Genomic DNA, 17,639 nt, shown 5'->3' with positions numbered 1-17,639 from the left:
GAAACCCGACAATGACCAACCGACACGGCGCCCGTGTCGGCGCCTGGGTACGTGCGCCGACCGGCGGCGCGCGACGGTGCGACCCCCGGCGCGCCCCGCCGGTGCCACGCGGTCCTCGTGCGGGATGGCCGAACCGACTTCTTCAGGGAGATGACGCTGCATGAGCAAATTTCAGGTAAGCCACCGTGGGCTGGCGCCGTCCGCCGTGTGGGCCGATCGGGTGTTGAACACGTCCCTGCTCCCCGGCTTGCCCGGTGATCCGCGGGATGAGGGGGTGCTCACCGAACTGGGGAAGCGCTATTACCCGGCGGCGCCGGATCGGCCCGCCCGGATTCAGTTGTATGTCGCGGGCGAGCCGCTCGCCCTGCCGGAGCCCCCCTTGGGCCTGAACGCCACCGAGGCTGAGCGGGGTGGGGCGCTGCTGGCGAACCTCACGACGCGGATTGCCGATCACCTGACGACGACGGGGGGGGCGGAGGGCGACATCGCGCACGCGCAGGCCGGTGTGATTGCGGGCTTCTTGGCCTCTGACGCGCTGTTGGACGCGGCCGCCCCGCTGAACGGGACCGATCCCGTACATGCGGTGCATCAACGTGCCCTGAGCCTCACTTTCGAGGGCAACGACGTTCGCGTGCACCTGACCACCACGTACAGGGCAGCGTCCGTGCGGGGGAAGAGTAAGGTCGAGGATATAAGTAAGGTCGAGGATATAAAGCTGACGTTCACGCTTAGGCGCGAATGCTGGGTGTGGGGCGACACGCACTGGCTCACCGTCAAGATGTCCGGCCTGGCGGTGCGATTGCACCCCGAGCTTGACATCCCCTCCGAGCTTAAGAAATTCGGGGTGACGCAGCCATCCCCGTTGACGTCCTTGGCGGCGAAGGTTCTGAGACACTGCCAGGAATGGGTGGAGCAAGTGTGGGCGCGTGTGCGTGCGGCACTGATGGGCTATCGGACGATGCGGGTCGAGGTGGGTGTGCCACCGGAGCTGGCGACGCCCGGCGCCTGGACCCGCCCCCCCGGGATGGCGCTCGCCGGGCTGGAGGGCACTGAAAAATACTATCTCATCGCCGCGACCCCCACCCATGGGCCGTGGGCCGGCGACACGGAGAAGTATCACACTTCTCGCGCGCGCGTGCATCGCAAGGGGACCGCGCTGGACCATGCGGCGCAACAAGCGGCCATTACTTATGCCGGCACGGACGCCGGCCGCCGGCGCAATCGGCAGTTGGTGGAGGACCGAAAACTGAAAATCTCGCACGAGATGCGCATGGGCTTTTCCGGACTCAGCGCTGCCACCTATCGCTTCGCCGAGGATTGTCTCGATGAGATCGCCGCTGCGTGCCCCGAGCGGTATTTCGAAGAGCTCGTTCGCGCGTGCAGCGGGGAGAGTTTCGATGCGATCGCTGCGGCGTGCGCCGTTACCGAGCCCGGTGACCCGCGCTTCCGTCCCATGCTGTGCGCGTTGGGAGATGCGTTGGGCAACGCGTATGCCTCGTCGCAGGGCGGTGTGTGGGTCGACGGTGAGGAGCTCATGGAGGGTAAGGGCCTCGTGATTCGCGGGATGCACAAATCGGAGCGGACCCCGGTGGAGATTGCGGAACAGGCGAAGGCGAAAAAGCTCCTGGCCACGAAGATGCTCGGTCGTCTGACGAGCATCGTGCCCAATGAGGTGGCCGATGCGCCGCAGGTGCGCGCGCGCGTGCTCATGGCGCTGGCGTTCGCGTGGTCCGCCACCCAGACGGTCTATGACCGCGACGGTGCCCCCCAATTTAAAAATAATGAACGTGAGGTGCGAACCATCGAAATCGACACCCGGACGGAGTCCGGCGAGACGTTCGCTGGCGATGCCGTCCGCCTCTGGTTTGCCGTGCGCCATCGCGGCCTGCGCGGTGTCGACGCGCAGGTCGTCGTGGGGGGCGAGGCGCGTAAGCGCGAAATGTTCAAGCGCGCGGAGATGGAATCCACCGCGAAGTGGTGGGTGGAGCCCGACCCGTCGAACAAGACGCGCGAGCGGCCAGCCTCGAGCCGGGGGATTTGCCTGACCAAAGCCGACTACAAGGCGGCGATTGAGCTGTTGCCGGGTGAGCGCGTCCCCTCCGGCGCGCGGGCGGGGAACGCCGTGCACGCGGGCTGACGCCGCTCACCGCGGGTCCCCCGTGCGCTCGCGTGTGCCGGCCGGTCACGCGCTGCGCGGACGTGTCCCCCGAATGCTGTCGGGGGCCGCTCGCGCGCCGGGCACGGGGCGTGGGGGGGCCGGTGGGTCCGGGCGCAAGCTCAACCGGGGCGATCGCGACGTCGCGCGAAACAGTGGCAGCTGCCGTGCGCGCGCAGGCGGGTGCATGCGGGCGCATGCGGGTGGTCAGGGCCGACAGGGCAAATAGGGCAAATAGGGCCAAACCGAGCGGCGTCGCCACGCTCACGAACGGCACGCGCGGGCTGTGTGCCCAAGTTCAGGCCTTTACCTGAGGGCGGCCGTCTCGCGAAACCCGACAATGACCAACCGACCCGGCGCCCGTGTCGGCGCATGGGTACGTGCGCCGACCGGCGGCGCGCGACGGTGCGACCCCCGGCACGCCCCGCCGGTGCCACGCGGTCCTCTTGCGGGATGGCCGAACCGACTTCTTCAGGGAGATGACGCTGTATGCGCAAATTTCAGGTGAGCCACCGTGGGCCGGCGCCGTCCGCCGTGTTGGCCGATCGGGTGTTGAACACGTCCCTGCTCCCCGGCTTGCCCGGTGACCCTCGGGATGAGGGGGTGCTCACCGAACTGGGGAAGCGCTTTTACCCGGCGGCGCCGGATCGGCCCGCCCGGATTCAGTTGTATGTCGCGGGCGAGCCGCTCGCCCTGCCGCAGCCCCGCTTGGGCCTGAACGCCACCGAGGCTGAGCGGGGCGGGGCGCTGCTGGCGGACCTCACGGCGCGGATTGCCGACCACTTAACGACGACGGGGGGGGTGGCGGGCGACATCGCGCACGCGCAGGCCGGTGTGATTGCGGGCTTCTTGGCCTCTGACGCGCTGTTGGACGCGGCCGCCCCGCTGCACGTGACCGATCCCGTACATGCGGTGCATCAACGTGCCCTGAGCCTCACTTTCGAGGGCAACGACGTTCGCGTGCACCTGACCACCACGTACACGGCAGCGTCCGTGCGGGAGACGAGTAAGGTCGAGGATATACAGCTGACGTTCACGCTTACGCCCGACTGCTCGGGGGAGGGCGACACGCACCGGCTCACCGTCAAAATGTCCGGCCTGGCGGTGCGATTGCACCCCGGCCTTGACATCCCCTCTGAGCTTGAGAAATTCGGGGTGACGCAGCCATCCCCGTTGACGTCCTTGGCGGCGAAGGTTCAGAGACACTGCAGGGAATGGGTGGAGCAAGTGTGGGCGCGCGTGCGTGCGGCACTTTGGGACTGTCGGACGATGCGGGTCGAGGTGGGTGTGCCACCGGAGCTGGCGACCCCCGGCGCCTGGACCCGCCCCCCCGGGATGGCGCTCGCCGGGCTGGAGGGCACTGAAAAATACTATCTTATCGCCGCGACCCCCACTCATGGGCCGTGGTCCGGCGACATGGAGAAGTATCACACTTCCGGCGCGCGCGTGTATCGCAAGGGGACGGCGCTGGATCATGCAGCGCAACAAGCGGCCTTTACTTATGCCGGCACGGACGCCGGCCGCCAGCGCAATCGGCAGTTGGTGAAGCACGGGGAACTGAACATCTCTCACGAGATGCCCATGGGCCTTTCCGGACTCAGCGCCGCCACCTATCGCTTCGCCGAGGATCGTCTCGATGAGATCGCTGCCGAGTGCGGTGCTGCCGAGCTCGATGACTCGAGGCCGCCCCTCCTGATGGACGCTTTGTACGATGCCCTGTACCAAGTGTATGCCTCGCCCGACGGCAGTGTGATGATCGACGGTGTGGACATCCTGAAACAGGTCAACCGGGAGCCCGAATTGGTGCGGGCCCTGGTGGCGTCGGGCCGCCCGGCGGAGGCGAAACGGCTCATGGTCACGGCGGTGATCGGTCGTCTTAGGCGGGCCGTGCCCAATCAGGTGCCCAATGCGCCGCAGGTGCGCAAGCGTGTGCTCATGGCGCTGGCGCTCGCGTGGCGCGCCACGCAGCCGGTCTATGACCGCGACGGGGCCCCCCAATTTAAGTATAATAAAGGTGAGGTGCGTACCATCGATATCGTCACCCGGACGCAGACCGGCGAGAAGTTTGCCGACGGTACCGTCCGCCTCTCGTTTGCCTCGCACCATCGTGATCTGCGCGGTGTCGACGCGCGGGTCACGGTGGGGGGCGAGGCGCGTGCGCCCGAATTGCTGCGGCAGGCGAAAATGACATCCACCGCGAGGTGGTGCGTGGGGCCCGTCCGACCGAACGAGACGCGCGAGCGGCCGCCTTCGTGCCAGGGGATTTACCTGACAGACGCCGCCTACGACGCGACGCTTGAGCTGTCGCCGCTCGCTCGCCGGGCACGGGGCGTCGGTGGCCCGGTGGGTCCGGGCGCAAGATCAACCGGGGCGATTGCGACGCCGCACGAAACAGTGCCGTCTGCCGTGCGCGCGCCTACGGGGGCGTGGCCGGAGCCACGGCCGTTCATCCCACCGGGCATCACGCCACGTCATCGGCCGTGAGGGGGCGAGCGTCAGGCACGCCGTGCGCGGCCTGTGCCCCGCGCTATTGATGACCCTCGATGCGCCCGGTGGGCCGCAGAATCGTGCAGGATCACGGGGCGCCGGCGCATCCCTCACCGCCTGTGCCATCTTTCGGTCAACCGGGGGGCGCGCACTGTGGGCCCGTCGGGGCGGGTAAGACCGCCGGCCATCACGAGCGCCCCAGGGCGTTCCCATCCGCCAGGGCAACGTCGGCCTGCCCAGGCTGGGGACGTCGCGGGGCGGTGGCGGGACACCGCGGCCCTGACGGCGATGACGTTTGGGCACTCGCTTGACCCCGGCGGCGGTATCCGAGGCCTTGGCGGGCGCCGTACGCGGCCGCGCGCCGTGCGCTCGCCCGTGCGACGCGCATGCACAGGATCCGCGACAGTACGGAGTCCGCGCGATAAGATGGGGGCGCCTGATGCGTCACGGCGACGGCGGGCGGCCGGGGCGACCGATGTCGCGGTGCTTGACCGGTCGGGTCGCCGCAGCGCTCAGCGCCCAAGCGAGGTTGATCCTTGGGCGTATCGGTCACCGTCGCAGACGCGGTGACATGAACTCATAACCAGATAGCCATTAAGGTGTGTCGTGAAAACAGTGATTCGTTGGGTTCCGGTCGTCGGGGTGCTGGCCCTCGTGGGCGGCTGTGCAACCTCCTCGCAAACGTTTGCGCCGGACGGTCGGCCGGCGTACTCGATCAATTGTTCGGGCTACGATCGGAATTGGGGCATGTGCTTCGAGAAGGCGGGCGAGTTGTGTGGGAGTGCGGGGTACGACGTGTATGACCGCACCGCAGAAAGCGGTTGGGTGAGCGGGGCGAGCGCCAGCGCGAACGCCTCCGGCGCGACCCGCAGCGCCTATGCGGGGAGCACCACGGCTCGCAGCATCCTCGTCGCGTGTAAGCGCCCGGGGCGGTGACTTCCCGTGGGCGGGCTTGTCGCGGGGCGCCCCCCCGTGGGGGACCGCCCAGATCGAACCGGACGGTGGGCCGAGCCGTCGCACGGCCTGCAAGGCCTTCTGTGTCCGGACCCGGTGGTTCCCCTCGATCCGGGCAGGCGCATTGAGCCTCTGCGCCCCACACCCGGCGAACCGGGCGGTTTGCCGGCGCGCGGGGCGCATCTCCATGGGGGCGATCGGAAAACCGGGCGGCCGACCCGGGGGCATAGCGAGGCGTTTCAGAAAAAGCGCCTGCGGGAATGCAGGCCGCAATATGAACATTGCCTAGGGCGCGGGGCCCTGCTCGACTGTCATGTCCTGCTCGGTCACAACGGGCCGGGCGACGCGGCGAAGCCCGACGTGGCCCAAATGACCTCGCGCGGTGGCGAGGGCGGCGGCATTCCGCCCTGCGGCGGGTTTTTTCACACGCCGCCCGTCGAGAAGGCCCCTCCTGTCGTCTCCGTCGCTTGAGGGGGCGCCGGGGTGATACGCCGGCGGCTGACGGGCTGTGACAAGACGCCCCTCGCCGCGAGCCCGACGCCCCCGGGACGTCGGTCCTCCACCCCTTTCGGCGGTGCGCCGGCGGTGTCGACGTCGCCGGCGCACCGCGGGCGGCCGATGGTGCATGGCCAAGCGGGCATGCCGCCGAGCATCGGTATGAGACGCCGGGAGACCGCCGCGGCGCCGCTGGAAGGGAGGGGACCGTCGTCGGCGACGGACTGCTTTTCAGGTGTTCGCCCGATGCTCGCCGGCATGGCTTTGCACCGACACTATCCGCTCGACGTGCGCCGCCCGGCGGGGGCGAAGGCGAGCGGCGCGGAGGTGCGCCGGGAGTCCGCGCGGAATTTTCTCGCGCCCCTTCCACCGCTTCTTCCGCCGCCCCGTGCGCCGCCCCGTACGCCGCCCCCTACACCGCCCGCGCGCACCGCCGGCTTTTGCTTACCGGTGTTCGATTTTGGCATGCGACGCGCTACCATAGGGCGTGCTCGTTCCGGTCGCCCCTGCGGGGGGCGTGGGGCGAGCTTCGCAACGTACCGCTCGGCCGAGATGCCCCCCATCGCGCCGTGCGCCCCCCGCGCGCCCATGGCGCGACGCTACGACGGAGACTTGCTTTGGTTCGCCTGGTCCTGGTGCTGCTTGGAATCGATTACCTGCGCCGTCGCTCGCGCGCCCTGATCTGGATCGGGGTCCTGTTCTTCGCGGCGGGCTCCGCGCTGATCATCGATGCGCTCGATGGCGTGGTGCACTTCCCGCTGGAGGTGTTTGCGTGGCTAATGCTCATCGAAGGGCTCGCCACCTTGTCCATCGTCACCATCGGCGTGGGCGGCCAACGTCTCGTGCGCGCCGCCAAGGGTGGCAGCTTTACGCTGACGGCGGTGCTGGTGTTGTTCTTCGAGCAGCAGGTCGGCAACTTCTGGCTGTCGATGCTGTTCGGCACGCTGTTCTTAGCCGACGGCTTGCTGCAATGCGTGGCCGCCTACGTCGTGCGTTACCCGCGCTGGCCCCTGGCCTTCACGGGCGGGCTGTTCCAGCTGCTGATCGCGATCTTCTTCTACCAGCCCTACCCCACGCATTATCGCGGCACGCTGCCGTACGCCCTCGGTCTCGGGCTGGCCTTCACCGGTTGGAACATCCTGATGCTGGCGATGCGTGCACGCTCGATGACCTCGGAAATGCGCATCGAGGAAGTGCTTGCCAGTCCGCAGGAAAAGCGTGCCTTGTGGCAGCAGCGCAGGCGCGCGCGGGCACCGCAGTGGGATGGCCCACCGAGCGAGGATGAACCGGCGCTGACCGTGCACGTCTGGACGCCGTCGGGATCGTCCCGCGCGCCGGCGCGCCGCCAGCCGCTGATCGATCGCTACATCGCGGCGGTCGATCGCGACGGCGTCATCTCGACGGGCCACGCGGCCCTGGAGAGCCCGGAAGGGATCTACGTGAGTCTCTACCCGGCCGTGGAGATCGACCGCTCGCCGGATTCGTTCGCGACGGCGTTGCGCGCCACGCACGACAACGACGTGGCCGGTGTCTTCCAGCCGAGCTACGCTCATGAGTCGCAGGCCTGGTGCCCCTCGACGGTGAAGGTGCGCATCCGCAACTACAGCCCTGAACAATTGGCCAAGTTTTGGGAGGCGTACCGCACCGATACCACCTACAACTTAACGCACCGCAACTGCTCCAGCAGTGTCGCACTGGCGCTCGAAGCCGCGCTTGAGGGACGCATCGGCCGTCTCACGGGCGGTGACGACGCCGGCTGGTGGACCTTCCTGCGGCTGTGGATGACGCCGGAATTGTGGGTCGCGGCGCAGTTGCGCAAGCGGGCGCAGACGATGGCGTGGACGCCCGGGCTGGTGCTCGATTACGCCCGGGCGGTGAGCATGCTCGTCGATCCCCGACCGTTCGGCTGGTTCAAGATGGCCGCGGTGGCGCTGCGCCGCATGCGGCGCTCACGGCGCGCGTGGCGCGAGGCGGCCGACCAGGCGGCGCAGGGTGCGGAGCCGCTAGGCCCGCGGCCAAATAACGGGCGCACCCGCCCGGGCGCCACGCCCGGGCCGCTGCCGTAGGCCGCCCCCGAGGGATGGCGCGCTCGCCGCGCTGATGTGAGCCACGTACGGTCTTTGCCGTCGATGGCGACCCTCCGGCCTGCCGGTGCCGGGCACCGACCGCCCCTCCACCGCCCCTCCACGGCATGAAGCAGGTTTCAAGCAGGCTTCAAGCGGGCTTCAGGCGGGCTCTAAATTGCTCAGGGTCGAGCGCTGCGGTCAACCGGCCGACGGTATCGTGCGACGCGATGGCGTTCTTGCGCGGCCCATGGCGGCGCAGCCACTCCCGCTTTGCCCGCCCCCTGGCCGGGTCCCGCCCCGGCGGTGCGCGCCGGCGTGCACAGCGCGCCCCGCAGCCTCGGCCTCGGGCCGTGCCCCGGCGTGCGGCTGCGCGCATCGGTCGGATCACCCGCAGCGCCTTCAGTACCGGGCACGTCACCGTGTATCTTTTGCCGCGCAAAAGACAAAAGTAAGCGACCTGCCCGCGGCGCTTACAAGCGAAATCCCAATCCCGTGATTTCAACGGGGAATGCCTTCGTGCGACGGCCCTGGGCGATGGGGGGGCGGGTCATAACTTCAGGTCTATACCTGAGGCTGCGCGCCACCGGTGAGGACGATACTTCACTCAACGGCTAACACGTTGCCGCGAACGGGTCTGCGGGGCGAAATCCACGCTGGCGAGACTGACCGAAACCAATGTCAAATTGAGAGGAACGCACCATGGAAATCTGGGGAATCTGGCAGACATACCTGAAGTTCATCGAATTTGTGGAGACCCACCCGCTTGGGCTGGCCCGGGATTTCAGTCTCGTGATGATCGACGTGGCGCAACCGGTGGCGGAGATGGGCTCCCAATGCTTCTGGGTCTGAAGGGCTTGGTGCGGAAGGGGGAAGCGTTTGCGTGTGGCGCACGCCGCGCTCCTTTTTTTGCGCAAACGCGTCGGCGCAAAGGCGCTCCACAGGTTGAGGGGGGCGCGATCACCCCGCCCTCATAGTCCGGTGAAGCGGGTTTGCGCGGCAGCCGCCGTGCTGCCGATGCCGCGCGTGACGCGCTTGAGGCGCTTGAGGCGCTTGAGGCGCTTGAGGCGCTTGAGGCGCTTGAGGCGCAAGTTCTGCGCCTCGACCAGCCAACGAGCCGGTGGTTCATGGTCACTGTCGGGCGGATACTCCGCATTTTTCGCCGACGTCATTTTCCCCGGTTTGCTGTTCCCGGACCCCGTGTCAGCGGCGCCCGGTCTCTAAACCCCGCACCCCGCACCCCGCACCCCGACCCCCGACCCTATGGCGCTTGGGCTTTTTCCGCAGCGCATCGGTGATCGAACCGGGCGACGTGAGGACGATTCCGGAATCGCACCGCCAACGACCGCGCATCCGGGCCGTCGCCGCTTGCCTCGAGATCGATCGTAAGACCGTGCGCAAACAGGGTAAGCGTCCGGCCTGGGCACCTTGCGACGCAATGCGTTGATTAACCGAAGCGAGCGGCGTCGGGACACGGCGAAGTCCCCGCTTATCCCGAAGTGGGGACCTATGGGGCCTCGTTAAGGCGGGTTGGACTCGGCATGCCGATATTCCAGGGCAAGAACGCGTCGATCCGGTTGACCGGATGATCGGCGATGCGACCCAGCACTTCGCGCAGACAGGCCTCGGGCTTGGTGTCGTTGAGCTTGGCCGATCCGATGAGGCCGGACATCGCGGCGGCTCGCTCGCCCCAGGATTCAGCGCCCGCGAACAGATAATTTTTCCGACCGGGCGAGGCCGCACGCAACGCCCGTTCGACTGCGTTGTTGTCGATCTCGGCACGTCCATCACGTACGAACGTATTCAACGCATCCCGGCGGTTCAGCGTGGACCGGATCGCACCGGCGCGTGCGGACGTTCCCGAGAGCGTCGGGATCAAGCCGTCGAACCACGGGTGCAGGCTTTGCCGTAACGGAAGTGTTCTTTCGGTGCGGGCTGCCGGTCGCCCGTCAAGGGGGCTTGCCGCTGATTTGCGCCTCGATCGCATCGAGCGCGGCGATGCGATCGAGCGCTTCGCCGGCCGCGGGAGAAGGGTTCGATCGGGTGAGCCCGTAGAACGTGCGCCGTGCGTGAGCCCGGCACGCCGCGTGGGTGCGATGGTCATTGAATACCTTGTCGGATCCCGTGAAGCCGCCCGCACGGGGCAGGCCGGCGAAGGGCTCAAGGTGTCGTTGCAGGGGCTCGCCTTTGCGATTGGGCGTGAGCGCCATCCACACCGCTGCGGGCTGCGGGGAGCCCGTCGGCCGTTCGTCGCGAACGGAAGCCCACGGTCGTCCCGCGGCGGTCTTACCTTTGCCCGGTGCCGACATCGGCACGGGCGTGTCATCGGCGTGCAGCGTCGGGCCCGCCATCGCGTGGCGGTACCACGCATCGACCGGAGGACGCCACCGGCGGTTCACACCACCGACCCGTTCGCTCATCGTCGATCGGTCCGGGCCAAGGCCGTCGCGCTCCTCGATGTGCGCCTGACGGTACAGCGGCGTTTGAGCGCGGTATTTGCCCACGAGCACGTGGGCGAGCAAGCCCGGGCCTGCCAGACCACGCGCACCACGCGCAACGGGTCTTGACGGCGCGTGCGCCTGAACCGGTGTCTGGCAACACGTGCCACTGAACTTCGGGCGAACGTGACGGATCACGCGCCGGCGTTGCGGAACCTATTCAAGTTGCTCGACCACATTGCTGCGGATCTGCTTGAGGGGGCCGCGGCAATCCGGACCCGCGTTGGCGGATGGCGTATGTACGATGGTGTCGCGTGGAAGGTGTGCTGGCACAGGCTTGCGTGCGCGATTGACGCGCGCTTCTGACGCAGGCGTCGTGGGCGCAGGAGTCTCGCCGTTGTCGAGCGGCAATTCCTCGAGTTTGCGTTCGAGCTGACCGATTTCGCCTTCCAACTTCTCGGACTTGCGCCGTAGCGCTTCGACGTCATTGGGCAGCGGCGCACGGCGACGGTACCGTCTCCACGGCGCGGCCTGTCGATGGCGCCAACGTCAACGTCGCGCGGCGCGCACGCCTCTGGATTGAGCGCTTTCGGTCGGCGGTGCTGAGGGTAAGCGTCACGCGGCCATCGAGCGGCTTTGCCAACCGACCCCTCGGCCGGACCCGCCGAGCGGCTTGCGCCGTCAGGCCATGGCCCGATGCCGTCGATGCCGCTGCGTTGGCGCCAAGACTGCGCTAAGACGGCGCTGATCGAGCATGGCCGCGGCGGCGCGACGCATCCCCCCTCTCGGTGACCCGCACGGTGCACCCACCTGGCCAACGCCCCCGCCGGCGCAGTGGCACCGTCCCCACGACGGTCCTGAGCGAGGAGGTGCCGATCCGCATCGAGGTTCACACGCCCCCTCATATCGCATTTGACGAGCGCTTGGGTGACGACGCGGGTAGGGTCTGCTGTCACATCACGTCGGCGTGCGACGCCAACGGCTCGCGCGTGATGGCGCAGCCAAAGGGCAAAGGGCGCGTGCACTCGTGCCGGCCGGCGTGGGCCCTCATCTCGGCGACGCATGACCTGCTGCGGGGCGCTCGGCCGGTCGGCGCTCGTGCTCACCACGAGGTGGCGTCGCGCCGCCGCGTGGTCGTTTGCCCGGTGCTCGAGCGGGGGTAGGAAACGCAGCAAAACGCCGCAAAACGCCGCCCGCTCGGTGAGGATCGACAGCGCCACCGCGTCGGGGCATGCCGGCTTTGTTGCCGGGTCGCGCGACAGGACGTTTGCCGGGCGCGTCACGGCGGGTCACGATCGCGCCTGCATGCCGTGTCATCTTCGGCCGCCCGCACGTGCGCGGCCGAGGGGTCTGACGGTCAAACGGCTGCGGGGCGCGTGCCCCCTGCCTCGCTGTCGCGGTGTGGCTGAGCGCGGCCGGTTCAACCGGGGAGAGCCCGGGGCGACATGCCATGTTTTACGGCATGACCCCGTGTCGTGCGTCACGCCCCGGGGGCGTGTCCGCGACCTGCTTCGCGAGCGGTCTGCGCAGCTCGTCGGCCAACCGCACGCCGCCGGGCCCCATGGTCCTGCGCCGGGCATGCGCCGCGCCGGCGCTTCGACAGACCGCGCAGCGGGGACGGGCGTGTGAAGGCGAGCTCACCGGGGCGGGCCGAAGGCGGCGGCGTGCCGGGGGCCCGCGGCGCCCACATCATTTCAGGTGTTTGTCTGAGGGCCGCGGTGAGGCCGCTGCGGAGAATAGCGTCAGAAGCATGGCGCTGCCGCCAATGCCCACCCGTTGCTTTACGGAGCTCACTATGATCTCGCACGCCTCGCACACCTTGCATCACGGTATCATCGTCCTGAGTGGCGCCTACGTGGATTACACGGTCACGCCGTGGGATCGGCGCCACTACTACCGCCGCACCGTTGATTACCGCAATGTCGTGTGGTGCTGAGCGGGCGCGCTCGCGTCGCCGCCCCCGAGCCTTTTCCCCGCGGGCGTTGCGGCGGGGGGAGAGCCGATCCAAGCGCTGACGACACCCGAAAAATCCGGCAGGGTCGGCGCCACGATTCGGTATGGATCGCACCGGCTCGTCGGCGCTGCGACGTGCGCTTTGCCCTGCCGCGCGACGGCTCTTTTTCTCAAGCCAAGACGGCCCCTCATGCCTGGCGAACGACATCGGGCCCCCACCCACCCCTCGGGCCACCCCTGCGCTCCAGGCTAGCTCGCCGAAGGCGCCGATGGTGCGGTGGACGAAAAAAACTCGACCAGCCATTTTTTGACGGTGGCCGCGTCTTCAATATCCGCGTAATCCAGAATTTTCACCAAGCGATACACAAAGCGCTCGTCTTCCGTCCGGTCATCGTCAACCCCGGCGGTGGTCGGGGCGAAGACAATCATCTCCTTGCGGGTGAGCTCTGCATTGGCCGAGATTAATTTTGCATACTGCTTTTGCTTATCAACAAATAAATGGGCATGATCCTTGAGGAATTGCGCCACATCAAAGCCATGCTTGGTGATCGTTTCGTTTCGCATCGTGACATATTGGCACCCCTCAACCGCCAAATCATGACCGACATCCTGACACACGTGGGCACCGCCCAGGGTTTTGCGGACCAACGCTTCGAGTTGGCGAGCGCTGTGCTCGATCGCGGCGGCGGAGGTGCCTTCCGGAAAAAATAACGTCACCTGGTTATGGGTATGCAAATGATCGCGGCGGTCCCCCGGATGCATGCCGGTCCACAGGATATTGCTGGCTTGGGCTGACCGAATATGAGGAAGATCTTTGTGAATGTCTTTTAGCCACCCAATCAGAAACCGGCTGGTGGCGTCCGGGCTCAACCCATCGAGTTTTAAGAGTTGATTCTGAGTTTGGTTTTGGCGTTTCCGGGGGGCGACGTATTTCTGCAAAAATCCACGAACGTGAAATTCCCCGCTTCCCGGGCGCTCAGCGCCAGCTTGGCCAATTGCTCGTGGGCGCGGTCTCGGTAAGCTTGCGCGATCGCACTGAGCTTTAGCTTACGGTTGGCTTGCTCATACACATACGCCCATATTTTTGGATCCTGTTTGATCGTTTTCAGGTCTTTGACCAGTTGCTTAAGCGCGCCCTCGAAGGCGTCGGCAACGCGCGTCGGGAGGGCGGCGAGCGCGTGCGCGGCGCTCGAATCCGGCGCGGCGCCGAGGGCGGGCGGGACGGTGGCATTGAACGCCGCCTCCAAGTCAAGCTCACCGGTGCGGGTTCTCAGGTGCGCGATCACCACCTCGCAAAACCGAAGCAGGTAAGGATCGCGCTCGTTCTCCACGGTCCCGCGATCGAAGAAGCGGTTCAATCGCGAGTAAGCGGGCTCGAACGTTGTCAGCTCGGCCCGCAAGCGCGGGGAATGCATCCGCAGCATGAGGAGGGGATCCTGGGGGTCACCGTACACGAGGCGCACGTACGCGGGGTCGTCGGGGTCGTCCGCGAGTCCGAAGGTGCCCAGACGCGGCACTTGCACGCACGCAAGCGGCTCGCCGCCACCGGGGGCGCGGATGGTCAACTCCATCGTGTCTTCGTCGAGGGGGGCCAAGTGAAAGTGGGCCCGGTCGTGCTCGGGGACCAGGCCGCGCAAAAGCGCGAAGCTGCGCACCATCGTTTTTGCGTCCGCGCCGTGGATCAGGCAGTGCAACGCGTGCTTGGCGTTGAGCCTGTCGGCGTCAAAGAGCCAGTCGAGCCAGGTGTTCCCCCCGCTTTGGAGCGCCGCGCGATCGGGTGTGGCTTTGATCTGATCGAGCTCGGTTTGGGAGACATGCAGGGTGGGCGAAAAAAAGAAAAACGTGCTCGGGCGCAGCGTCAGAATCGGGGGCATCGTGGGGGCCTCGTGATCGAAAGGGGGCCGACGGCGGGCGAAATTCAGGCCTGACGGACGGTTCGCGTCGCACCGCTGTCGGCGTGTGCGCGGCGGCCGGCGCGCGCGGTGGGCAAACGCCGGGGGCTTGTCGTCATTGTCGGTCGCCTTGGCTGCACGACGCTCGGGTGAACACCTGAATCGTAGCCTCGCGTGCACGTGGACAGGGGAGCGGGGCGTGGGGCGAGGCGAGGCGGGGAGCCGCCCACAAGCGTGGGGTTGCGGCGCTCCCCGGCGAGCGGGCGGGCCTCCGGTGCAAGGGCGAGCGTGCCGCGCTACATGGGCGCGGGGGCGAGGCCGGGTGGGCCACCCGGGGGGAGCCCACCGCGCGACGGCACGGCGCCGGGCGTGTGCGGGGGCGTGTGTGCGCGACGTGAGGCGCGTACGCCGTGGCGCGGCCAACGGTGGCCGCTTGGCGCAGTGCCCGTGACGGTCCACGGCACTCTGCACCGGCGGTGGCGGCCGGTGACGCGCCCGGGGCCCGAGGTGAGGAGCGGATGCTAAGGCGACGTGCTGCGGCGTCGTGCTGAGGCGTCGTGCTGCGGCGTCGCGCTACGGCCGCCACCACGTGACGGATCCACGCGCGACGCAGGTGCTGCGGGGGGGGCGGCGGAGCTCGCCCCCGGCCCCGGATGCCGCGACGTGGACACGCGAGATTCTCATGCGCTGCGGCTCACGCGTCGTGGCGTCGTGCGATGGCCCCGGGGGGCGACCCGCCGACCGCTCACGTGGGGATGACGGCAGCTTGTCAAATTTCAGTCGACACCGGGCGGCGGGGCGATCGAAAGCCGCGCATCGACAGGATGCCACGGTGGTCAATCGCGCGGACGTTGGGGGCCGGGCAATACGATTCGGCGGGGGGGATAACGCGTTGGCCGGTCGCGGTGAGGGGGCTGTGAAATTCTGAGGAGATGCAAAGCCTTCGACGAGGTTAAGCGGAAATTGGCCGAGTTCATTCCCCTTGACTGGCGATAACGACGTCATCGGGGCGCGTCCGGGTTGCGGGCGCGGCCGACGCGACGGTACCTCGCTCGGGCGCGGGCGCGCGTTTGAAAGGGAGGACGCCGCCGGCGTGAGCGCATGAGGCGGCGCAGGGCCCGATGCGCCGCTCCGCCCAGTGGAGCAGCGCGACAGCGGCACAATGGAACAGCGGGGCGCGGCGAGAGCCGCCCTACGGTGGGCGGCTCGCGTCAGGCGGGGGCGTCACGGTGCGGACGTCGGCCGTCTCACCATGGCTGTGCCGCGTGCCCGCCACGCGGCAAGCGCAGGTGTCGCGAGCCGCCCCGCTTCGCCGTCGCATCCGCGGAGCCTTCGTCAGACGAGCCCGATGGTGGACGTAAATTTTCTGTAAATGCACTGCATGGTGTCCCGAATGGGCGCCCCTGGATGAGGGAGCTCACTGAGGAGAAAGGAGATCTCGGCCCGGCCCACGATCACGTCGTAACTGATGTCCGCGCGCATGAGGCCGTTATCAAGCTGGGTCAGGGTGAACGTCGGCGGGTTCTGCGGCACTTCCCCGAGAAGCGGTGCTTGGTTGGCGGGCGCCGGCACCGCGGGGTTGGCCATCCCGGTTGCCAGCATCCGCCTCGATCTTCGCTGCGCGCGGTGCGTATCGATCGCTCGGTCCATCGCCATATACGTGGCCGGGCGGGCGAGCCAGTTCAGCATCCGCTGCTTATGGAAGGAGGCCTGTTGGTACGCCGCGAGGCCATGAAGATTGCCCGTGACGGGCAGCATCGCCTCGGGCTGTTCTTCCTGCGCCGTAGGGTTCCAAAGGTTGTAGGTGATGAGCTTGGGGACACCTTCCGGCGCCGCCCTGAAATGGACGGGTTCACTCTCCACGCCGGACAGCGAGAACCGGACTTCGTCGCGGTCAAGCCCGAGATAGTGGAACTTTTGCTGGTCCACGTCCGTCACCATGTCGCGCAGGCGCTCGAACTGGCCCAACTTGTCGGGATTGCGGTAATTGTCGGGATTGGCCTTGAGCAGTCGCCACAACGCGGCGTCCGCCTCCCGGGTCATGTCGTTGTAGTCGGGCCCCAGGCAGCACCAGTCCACCAGCTTTTGGCACCAACCGCGCTCGTCGAGCCGGCGCCCGGGCACGTCAGCCAGGGTTTCGGCCTCCTTGATATGCTGCAAGTCTGCCCAGGTGATCGGTTGGTTGTAGTTGTTGGGGAAGCAGAACAAGCGTTGGTCGGCGGAGATGGGGAACATGATGAGTTTTCCTATCGATCCTTGCGGTTGTGTCAGGGAACTGACGGCGAGCGACCGGCCGTGGCGTTGCCGCCGCCCCGCGTCTCGGAGGCCGGCGGGCCCGGGTCACCCCGTCGCCCGCGATACAGACCGATTTATTTTTAGACCATGGCGCAGAGGCGCGCTTTCGAAATGACGTGGTTTCGTTCGATTATGGCGTCGCGGGTGGACGGGCGGCGCGCGGGCGCTAAGCATCGCCATGCCCGGAGCGGTCTGCCCCAGGCGGTTGCCCGGACCGTCCGGGCCATCCCGTCGTCACCGCACCGGCACTGACGACGGGGGGACAAAAAATCAGGGGCCGACCCGTGGCAACCGTCGGAGGCGGGCGACGTGAGGTCGCGCCGGTGACGGGCGCGGCGCGCTTGCGCCTTCTGACACGGGTGCGCCGAACCGGCCGATCGCAGGCGTCTTTTTGCAGGGCGGAATGACCGCTACGCGCTCATGCGCGCGTGGCCCGAGCGTGCCCGGTCAACGGGGGGCTCGACGCGATGCCGCGCCCGTGCGTCATGCCGCGCCCGTGGCTCAGAGGCGCGCCGGCGTCGGCCGTGCCGGCATGGAGGGCGTCCCCCTCAAGCTTGGGCGCGTGCATGCGCGGCGTGAGCGGAGGGGGGCCCGCGTGGTCTTGCCGGGATCGCCGGGATGGCCACGATGGCCACTGAAACGGCGCACGGCGACTTTCATGGTCGGCGCCGTTGCCTCGGCTTCGCGATCCGCGCATCGCGCGCGACGCGCTTAGCGCGTTCGGCCGGGTCGGGCTGTCTCAAGCGATCCAACCCTTGGATTAAAAGCGGCACGGGGGGCGTGAGCGGCGTACCACTTGCTTTCGGGCACCCCGGCGAGGCGGCGGTGCACCGGCATTTCGCCGCGCGTCAGGGCTGCGGGCGACGGCGCTCAGCCCCTGAACTCAGGCGGGGACGGGACGCCCGTG

The 17,639-nt window shown here is 68.0% G+C and carries 13 protein-coding genes and 1 pseudogene; 7 read left to right on the top strand and 7 right to left on the bottom strand.

The genetic code is table 11. From position 1 onward, the window contains the following. Nucleotides 1–160 precede the first annotated feature (160 nt). The 5 genes from MB84_RS24925 (at nucleotide 161) to MB84_RS30590 (ending at nucleotide 9,006) form a co-directional block, all read left to right on the top strand. Nucleotides 161–2,137 carry a hypothetical protein gene (locus MB84_RS24925; protein ID WP_052654286.1) on the top strand — a complete coding sequence of 659 codons (1,977 nt, stop codon included), beginning with the start codon at nucleotides 161–163 and terminating at the stop codon, nucleotides 2,135–2,137. 621 nt (nucleotides 2,138–2,758) lie between these two features. Then, complete coding sequence (locus tag MB84_RS24920) at nucleotides 2,759–4,639, top strand: hypothetical protein (protein WP_157122930.1); 1,881 nt, start codon at nucleotides 2,759–2,761, stop codon at nucleotides 4,637–4,639. 609 nt (nucleotides 4,640–5,248) lie between these two features. After that, nucleotides 5,249–5,578 carry a hypothetical protein gene (locus MB84_RS24915; RefSeq protein ID WP_245725606.1) on the top strand — a complete coding sequence of 110 codons (330 nt, stop codon included), beginning with the start codon at nucleotides 5,249–5,251 and terminating at the stop codon, nucleotides 5,576–5,578. Nucleotides 5,579–6,708: 1,130 nt separating this feature from the next. Next, nucleotides 6,709–8,157: an HdeD family acid-resistance protein gene (locus MB84_RS24905; protein WP_245725605.1), complete on the top strand. Its 1,449-nt coding sequence runs from the start codon at nucleotides 6,709–6,711 to the stop codon at nucleotides 8,155–8,157. A 699-nt stretch (nucleotides 8,158–8,856) separates the two neighbouring features. Further along, a complete protein-coding gene (locus tag MB84_RS30590; RefSeq protein ID WP_169835072.1) occupies nucleotides 8,857–9,006 on the top strand; it encodes a hypothetical protein in 150 nt (49 codons plus the stop codon). Nucleotides 9,007–9,125: 119 nt separating this feature from the next. Here the strand turns inward: MB84_RS30590 and MB84_RS30585 are convergent, their stop codons facing one another. The 4 genes from MB84_RS30585 to MB84_RS24885 all read right to left on the bottom strand — a co-directional run bounded on the left by MB84_RS30585 (nucleotide 9,126) and on the right by MB84_RS24885 (nucleotide 11,087). Further along, complete coding sequence (locus MB84_RS30585) at nucleotides 9,126–9,326, bottom strand: hypothetical protein (protein ID WP_052654280.1); 201 nt, start codon at nucleotides 9,324–9,326, stop codon at nucleotides 9,126–9,128. A gap of 335 nt (nucleotides 9,327–9,661) precedes the next feature. Beyond that, entirely contained in the window at nucleotides 9,662–10,141 is a 480-nt protein-coding gene (locus MB84_RS31505; protein WP_084010097.1) for an IS66 family transposase, read from the bottom strand. After that, nucleotides 10,104–10,790: an IS66 family transposase gene (locus MB84_RS24890; RefSeq protein WP_084010096.1), complete on the bottom strand. Its 687-nt coding sequence runs from the start codon at nucleotides 10,788–10,790 to the stop codon at nucleotides 10,104–10,106. The genes MB84_RS31505 and MB84_RS24890 overlap by 38 nt, the downstream gene beginning before the upstream one ends. An 18-nt stretch (nucleotides 10,791–10,808) precedes the next feature. Then, entirely contained in the window at nucleotides 10,809–11,087 is a 279-nt protein-coding gene (locus MB84_RS24885) for an IS66 family transposase (RefSeq protein ID WP_084010095.1), read from the bottom strand. A 1,300-nt stretch (nucleotides 11,088–12,387) separates the two neighbouring features. Here MB84_RS24885 and MB84_RS30580 point away from each other — a divergent pair. Both MB84_RS30580 and MB84_RS31110 read left to right on the top strand, forming a co-directional pair. Beyond that, nucleotides 12,388–12,528, top strand: a complete 141-nt coding sequence (locus MB84_RS30580) for a hypothetical protein (RefSeq protein WP_169835071.1) — start codon at nucleotides 12,388–12,390, stop codon at nucleotides 12,526–12,528. Nucleotides 12,529–12,611: 83 nt separating this feature from the next. Further along, nucleotides 12,612–12,740 (top strand): annotated as a pseudogene (locus MB84_RS31110) (IS110 family transposase); the annotation flags it as partial. Nucleotides 12,741–12,794: 54 nt separating this feature from the next. On the opposite strand, the gene MB84_RS24875 reads toward MB84_RS31110, so the two are convergent. The 3 genes from MB84_RS24875 to MB84_RS24865 all read right to left on the bottom strand — a co-directional run bounded on the left by MB84_RS24875 (nucleotide 12,795) and on the right by MB84_RS24865 (nucleotide 16,672). Further along, entirely contained in the window at nucleotides 12,795–13,415 is a 621-nt protein-coding gene (locus MB84_RS24875; RefSeq protein WP_052654270.1) for a hypothetical protein, read from the bottom strand. A gap of 11 nt (nucleotides 13,416–13,426) precedes the next feature. Then, entirely contained in the window at nucleotides 13,427–14,419 is a 993-nt protein-coding gene (locus tag MB84_RS24870; RefSeq protein WP_052654268.1) for a hypothetical protein, read from the bottom strand. A gap of 1,353 nt (nucleotides 14,420–15,772) precedes the next feature. Beyond that, a complete protein-coding gene (locus tag MB84_RS24865) occupies nucleotides 15,773–16,672 on the bottom strand; it encodes a hypothetical protein (protein ID WP_052654267.1) in 900 nt (299 codons plus the stop codon). Nucleotides 16,673–17,639: the final 967 nt, after the last annotated feature.

It is taken from the genome of Pandoraea oxalativorans (assembly GCF_000972785.3).
Classification (GTDB): Bacteria; Pseudomonadota; Gammaproteobacteria; order Burkholderiales; family Burkholderiaceae; genus Pandoraea; species Pandoraea oxalativorans.
This window is presented reverse-complemented; position numbering and strand designations above follow the sequence as displayed.

Coding starts and splice junctions, on each gene's coding strand:
- MB84_RS24925 (WP_052654286.1), top strand. CDS start 161: ATGAGCAAATTTCAGGTAAGCCACCGTGGGCTGGCGCCGTCCGCCGTG.
- MB84_RS30590 (WP_169835072.1), top strand. CDS start 8,857: ATGGAAATCTGGGGAATCTGGCAGACATACCTGAAGTTCATCGAATTT.
- MB84_RS30585 (WP_052654280.1), bottom strand. CDS start 9,326: ATGACGTCGGCGAAAAATGCGGAGTATCCGCCCGACAGTGACCATGAA.
- MB84_RS31505 (WP_084010097.1), bottom strand. CDS start 10,141: ATGCGATCGAGGCGCAAATCAGCGGCAAGCCCCCTTGACGGGCGACCG.
- MB84_RS30580 (WP_169835071.1), top strand. CDS start 12,388: ATGATCTCGCACGCCTCGCACACCTTGCATCACGGTATCATCGTCCTG.
- MB84_RS24870 (WP_052654268.1), bottom strand. CDS start 14,419: ATGCCCCCGATTCTGACGCTGCGCCCGAGCACGTTTTTCTTTTTTTCG.
- MB84_RS24865 (WP_052654267.1), bottom strand. CDS start 16,672: ATGTTCCCCATCTCCGCCGACCAACGCTTGTTCTGCTTCCCCAACAAC.